This window comes from Mesorhizobium sp. M7A.F.Ca.AU.002.02.1.1 (assembly GCF_003998535.1).
Classification (GTDB): Bacteria; Pseudomonadota; Alphaproteobacteria; order Rhizobiales; family Rhizobiaceae; genus Mesorhizobium; species Mesorhizobium ciceri.
Genome location: NZ_RZPB01000434.1, coordinates 1 through 5,340 on the forward strand (window position 1 = coordinate 1; position 5,340 = coordinate 5,340).

At 64.7% G+C, this 5,340-nt stretch carries 4 protein-coding genes; 3 read left to right on the forward strand and 1 reads right to left on the reverse strand.

Annotation, left to right across the window (positions count from 1 at the left end):
* Window positions 1-36: 36 nt before the first annotated feature.
* Window positions 37-1,314, reverse strand: a complete 1,278-nt coding sequence (locus tag EN879_RS23320) for a 4-aminobutyrate--2-oxoglutarate transaminase (RefSeq protein ID WP_013527918.1) — start codon at window positions 1,312-1,314, stop codon at window positions 37-39.
* A 244-nt stretch (window positions 1,315-1,558) separates the two neighbouring features.
* On the opposite strand from EN879_RS23320, the gene EN879_RS23325 reads away from it, so the two are divergent.
* From EN879_RS23325 to EN879_RS23335, 3 genes are all read left to right on the forward strand, one after another.
* The gene (locus EN879_RS23325; protein WP_127274266.1) at window positions 1,559-2,698 is read left to right on the forward strand and encodes an efflux RND transporter periplasmic adaptor subunit; all 1,140 of its coding nucleotides are present in this window, start codon (window positions 1,559-1,561) and stop codon (window positions 2,696-2,698) included.
* Window positions 2,695-3,774 carry an efflux RND transporter periplasmic adaptor subunit gene (locus tag EN879_RS23330; protein ID WP_024503446.1) on the forward strand — a complete coding sequence of 360 codons (1,080 nt, stop codon included), beginning with the start codon at window positions 2,695-2,697 and terminating at the stop codon, window positions 3,772-3,774. The genes EN879_RS23325 and EN879_RS23330 overlap by 4 nt, the downstream gene beginning before the upstream one ends.
* The coding region (locus tag EN879_RS23335; RefSeq protein WP_164774537.1) for an efflux RND transporter permease subunit at window positions 3,771-5,340 on the forward strand (1,570 nt) is incomplete at its 3' end. The genes EN879_RS23330 and EN879_RS23335, both read left to right, overlap by 4 nt.

The following is a 5,340-nucleotide window of genomic DNA, read 5'->3' on the forward strand; positions in this document are numbered from 1 at the left end:
GGATAATTCCGTCCCTCAGGCGCGGCACCTTACTGATCAGGCGGCGCAGACTTCGCGGATCGAGCTTTCCAGAATGTCGAGTGCTTCGTTCATGACTTCGTCCTGGATGGTGATCGGCGCCAGGAAGCGGATGACGTTGCCGTAGACGCCGCAGGTCAACAGGATCAGGCCCTTGTCGAGCGCCTTCAACCGGATCGCATTGGCGATCTCGGCTGAGGGCAGGCCCTTCTTGACGTCGTTGAACTCGACCGCGTTCATGAAGCCGAGACCTCTGATGTCGACGATCTCGGGCACGTCGTCGCGGATCGACTGCAGCCGCTGTTTCAGCCTTGCGCCCAGCGTATTGGCGCGGTCGCACAGCTTTTCATCCTCGATCACGTCGAGCACGGCGTGCGCCGCGGCAACGCCGATCGGACTGCCGCCATAGGTGCCGCCGAGCCCGCCGGGGCCGGGCGCATCCATGATTTCGGCGCGGCCGGTGACCGCCGCCAGAGGAAAGCCGCCGGCCAGGCTCTTGGCCATGGTGGTGATGTCGGCGGCCACCTCATGGTGATCCATAGCAAACATCTTGCCGGTGCGGGCAAAGCCGGTCTGCACTTCGTCGGCGATCAGCAGCATGCCGTGCTGGTCGCAAAGCTTGCGCAGCGCAACCAGGAAATCCCGCGGCGCGTCGTAGAAGCCGCCCTCGCCCTGAACCGGCTCGATGATGATGGCGGCGACGCGCGCCGGATCCACATCGGCCTTGAACAACCGGTCGAGCGCCGCCAGCGAGTCGGCGACCGAGACACCGTGCAGCGGCACAGGAAACGGCGCATGGTAGACATCGCCCGGCATGGCGCCGAAGCCGACCTTGTAAGGCACGACCTTGCCGGTCAGCGCCATGCCCATGAAGGTGCGGCCATGGAAGCCGCCGGCGAAGGCAATGACCGCCTGACGGCCGGTGGCATTGCGGGCGATCTTGATGGCGTTCTCGACAGCCTCGGCCCCGGTGGTGACGAAGATCGTCTTCTTCTCGAACTTGCCGGGCAGCATGCCGTTCAGCCGTTCGGCCAGGCGCACATAGCTCTCATAGGGCACCACCTGGTGGCAGGTGTGGGTGAAGCGGTCGAGCTGTGCCTTGACCGCCTCGATCACCCTGGGATGGCGATGCCCGGTGTTGACGACGGCGATGCCCGACGAGAAATCGATATAGCGACGCCCCTCGACATCCCAGATTTCCGAATTCTCAGCCCGGTCGGCATAAATCTGCGTGGTCATGCCGACGCCGCGGGAAATCGATTGGTTCTTGCGTTCGGAAATGGCTGAATTCTTCATCGTATCCCTCACCGGGCCGGCGCCCGTCCTGTTTGATGCCGTTGAGATGTCTTCTGACCTTATTTCACGTTTTCCTCAAGTCGGCACCACCGGCAGGCGATTGGGCCTGCGGTGGGCAGATCCCGGCGCTTAGCCAGTCGGGCGATACACGTACGAGACCGGTTTCCTTTTCCCGGGGATCGACTATCCTCTGGATGGCCGCGAGGCACCGCGATCAGCGAGCGGCCCGCGGTCGGGAGAGCCCATGAGCAGGAACGTGACTTCGCCCGTCTCGCAGCCATCGGTCAAAGCTCCCGGTCTTTTGTCTTTTCCAGCCGCCCCGGCGCTTTTCGCCTGCACGGCGGCGCTGCTTCTGGCCGGCTGTCAGAAGCAGGAAGCGGCGGACAAGAAACTGCAGATCATGGTGCGCACCGAAACGGTGGCGATGGCCGACTATGCGCCAAGGACTTCGCTGACCGGGGTGATCGCGGCGCGTACGCTGAACAATCTGTCGTTCCGGGTCGGCGGTCGCGTCGCCGAACGGTTTGTCGATGTCGGCCAGCATGTCGATCAAGGCACGGTGCTCGCCCGCATCGACCCGCAGGAGCAGGAATCCGACCTGCGCTCGGCGCAGGCCGATCTTGATGCAGCCAAGGCGCAACTGACCCAGTCCGTTGCCGCCTTCGAGCGGCAGAAAACGCTGCTGGCGCAGGGCTTCACCACCAGGCGCGACTATGACGCCGCGGACCAGGCCCTGAAGGTGGCACAAGGCAGCGTCGAAGCCGCGCAGAGCGCTTTCTCCAACGCCCAGCAAAACCTGTCCTTCACCGAGCTCAAGGCCGGTGCCGCCGGCGTGATCACCGCCCGCCAAGTCGAAACCGGCCAAGTGGTGCAAGCCGCGCAAACCGTCTTCACCGTCGCCGAGGACGGCGACCGCGCCGCGGTGTTCAACGTGCAGGAGACGCTGATCGCCAAGACACCGGCATCGCCTGCGGTGACGATCACGCTGTTGTCCGATCCGCAGGTCAGGGCAACGGGCAAGGTCCGCGAAATCTCGCCTGCGGTCGACCCGGCTTCGGGCTCGATCCGGGTCAAGGTCGCCATTCCCGACACGCCCGCCGGCATGCCGCTGGGAGCAGCCGTCATCGGCTCGGTAAGCGCCAAGCCGGCGAAGGCGATCCTGCTGCCCTGGCAGGCGCTGACGTCCAGCGGCGGCAAGCCGGCGGTCTGGATCGTCGATCCCTCGACCAAGGCGGTGACGATGGCGCCGGTCGAAGTGCTGGCGTTCAATTCGGGCACGGTCGTGATCGCCAGGGGACTGGACGAAGGCCAGAGCGTCGTCACCGCTGGAGGACAGCTGCTCAGCCCTGGACAGACGATCGAGATATCGGGAGCGGGCCAATGAGCCGGACGCCGCGCATCCTGCTCGGCGTGCTCATGCTCGGCGCGCTGGCATCCTGCTCCAGGTCGGAGGAAAAGCCGCCCGAGATCATCCGGCCGGTGCTGTCGATGGTGATCGAGCCGCGCACCACGCAAGTCTTCGGTTTTGCCGGATCCGTCGAACCGCAGGTCAGCGCCGATCTGGCCTTCCGTCTGCTTGGCCGGGTCGTCTCGCGCGACGTCCAGGTCGGCGACATCGTCAGCAAGGGCACGACGATAGCGGCACTCGATCCGACCGCGCTGGAGTTGTCGCTCCAGGCGGCCAAGGCGGAACTGTCCAATGCCGAGGCGCAGTTCGCCAACGCCGCCGCCAGCGAGGAACGGCAGCGCCAGTTACTCGCCTCGGCCAACGCCACGCAAGCTGTCTTCGACGCCGCGCAGCAGGCGCGCAAAGCTGCGGAGGCAGGTGTCGAGCGGGCCAAGGCCTCGCTTGCCAAATCGCAGGAACAGCTCGGCTATGCCAGGCTGTTCTCTGATTTCGACGGTGTCGTCACCGCTGTCGGCGCCGAAGTTGGCCAGACGGTCTCGCCCGGCCAGACGGTCGTCACCGTGGCGCGCTCGGACCTGCGCGAGGCGGTGGTCGACATTCCCGACCAATTGACCGGTGATCTCGCGGCCGGCACGCCCTTCCAGGTCATCCTGCAGTCGCTGCCGACGATCCAGACCGGGGCTAAGCTGCGCGAGATCGCACCGCAATCCGAGGGCTCGACCCGCACCCGGCGCGTCAGGTTGACGCTCACGGATCCGCCACAGGCCTTCCGGCTCGGCTCCACGGTGACGGCGACCCGCGTGACCAAGGTGGCACCGACGATCGAACTGCCCATGTCGGCGCTGTTCGAAAAGAACGGTTCCGCGAAAGTGTGGATCGTCGACCCGCAGACATCGAGCGTGAACGCACGCGACATAAAGGTCGCGTCGAAGAATGGCGGCACCTTCACGGTGACCGAGGGGCTGGAGGCCGGCATGCGTGTTGTCACGGCGGGCGTCCACAGCCTGAGCGAAGGCCAGAAGGTGACAGTGCCCGAGGGAGGGGCCTCATGAAAGGCTTCAATCTCTCCGACTGGGCGCTCAACCACCGCTCCATGGTCTGGTATTTCATGCTGGTCTTCGTCGTGGCTGGCGTGTTCTCCTACCTCAATCTCGGCCGTGAAGAAGATCCCAACTTCACCATCAAGACGATGATCATCCAGGCCAACTGGCCGGGCGCCTCGGTCAAGGAAACCGTGCAGCAGGTGACCGACCGGATCGAGAAGAAACTCGAGGAACTCGACAGCCTCGACTACACCAAGTCCGTCACCACGGCCGGCCAGACCGTCATCTTCGTCAACCTGAAGGACACCACCAAGGCACGCGATGTCGTGCCGAACTGGATTCAGGTGCGCAACATGGTCAATGACATCGGGGCACAGTTTCCGCAGGGTGTGCAGGGCCCGTTCTTCAACGACCGCTTCGGCGACGTCTATGGCAACATCTACGCCTTCACATCGGACGGGCTGACGCCGCGCCAGTTGCGCGACTATGTCGAGGATGCCAGAACAAAGATCCTGACCGTGCCCAACGCCGGCAAGGTCGACCTGGTCGGCGCCCAGGACGAAGCGATCTATCTCGAATTCTCAACCCGCCAGATCGCCGCCCTCGGCCTCAACCAGCAAGCGATCGTCGCCAGCCTGCAGGCGCAGAACGCGATCACGCCGTCCGGCGTCATCCAGTCCGGGCCGGAGCGCATCAGCGTGCGTGTCGGCGGGCAGTTCACCTCCGAGGAAAGCCTGCGCGCCATCAATCTGCGCGTCAACGACCGCTTCTTCCGCCTGAGCGACGTAGCGACGATCACACGCGGCTATGTCGATCCGCCGACGGCACTGTTCCGTTTCAACGGCCAGGACGCGATCGGGCTCGCCATCGGCATGAAACCCAACGCCAACCTGCTCGAATTCGGCGAGGCCCTGCACAAGGAGATGGACAAGGTGCTGGCCGACCTGCCGGTCGGCGTCGGCGTGCATCTGGTGGCCGACCAGCCGGTCATCGTCGAGGAGGCCGTCTCGGGCTTTACGCGTGCGCTGTTCGAGGCGGTCGCCATCGTGCTCGCCGTGTCGTTCATCAGTCTCGGCATGCGCGCCGGCTTCGTCGTGGCGCTGTCGATCCCGCTGGTGCTGGCCATCACCTTCACCGTCATGGCCTATCTCGGCATTTCGCTGCAGCGTATTTCCCTGGGTGCGCTGATCATCGCGCTCGGCCTTCTGGTCGACGACGCGATGATCGCGGTCGAGATGATGGTGGCGCGGCTGGAGGTCGGCGACAATCTGCGCAAGGCAGCGACCTATGTCTACACGTCGACCGCCTTTCCGATGCTGACCGGTACGCTGGTAACTGTCGCCGGCTTCATCCCGATCGGCCTCAACAACAGCGCCGCCGGCGAATATACCTTCACCCTGTTCGTGGTCATCGCCGTTTCGCTGCTGGTGTCATGGATCGTGGCGGTGCTGTTTGCGCCACTGCTCGGCGTCACCATCCTGCCGGCGACGATGAAAACCAAGCATCACGACCAGCCGGGCCGCTTCACCTCACTGTTCCGGCGCGTGCTTGTCGGCTCGGTGCGCCATCACTGGC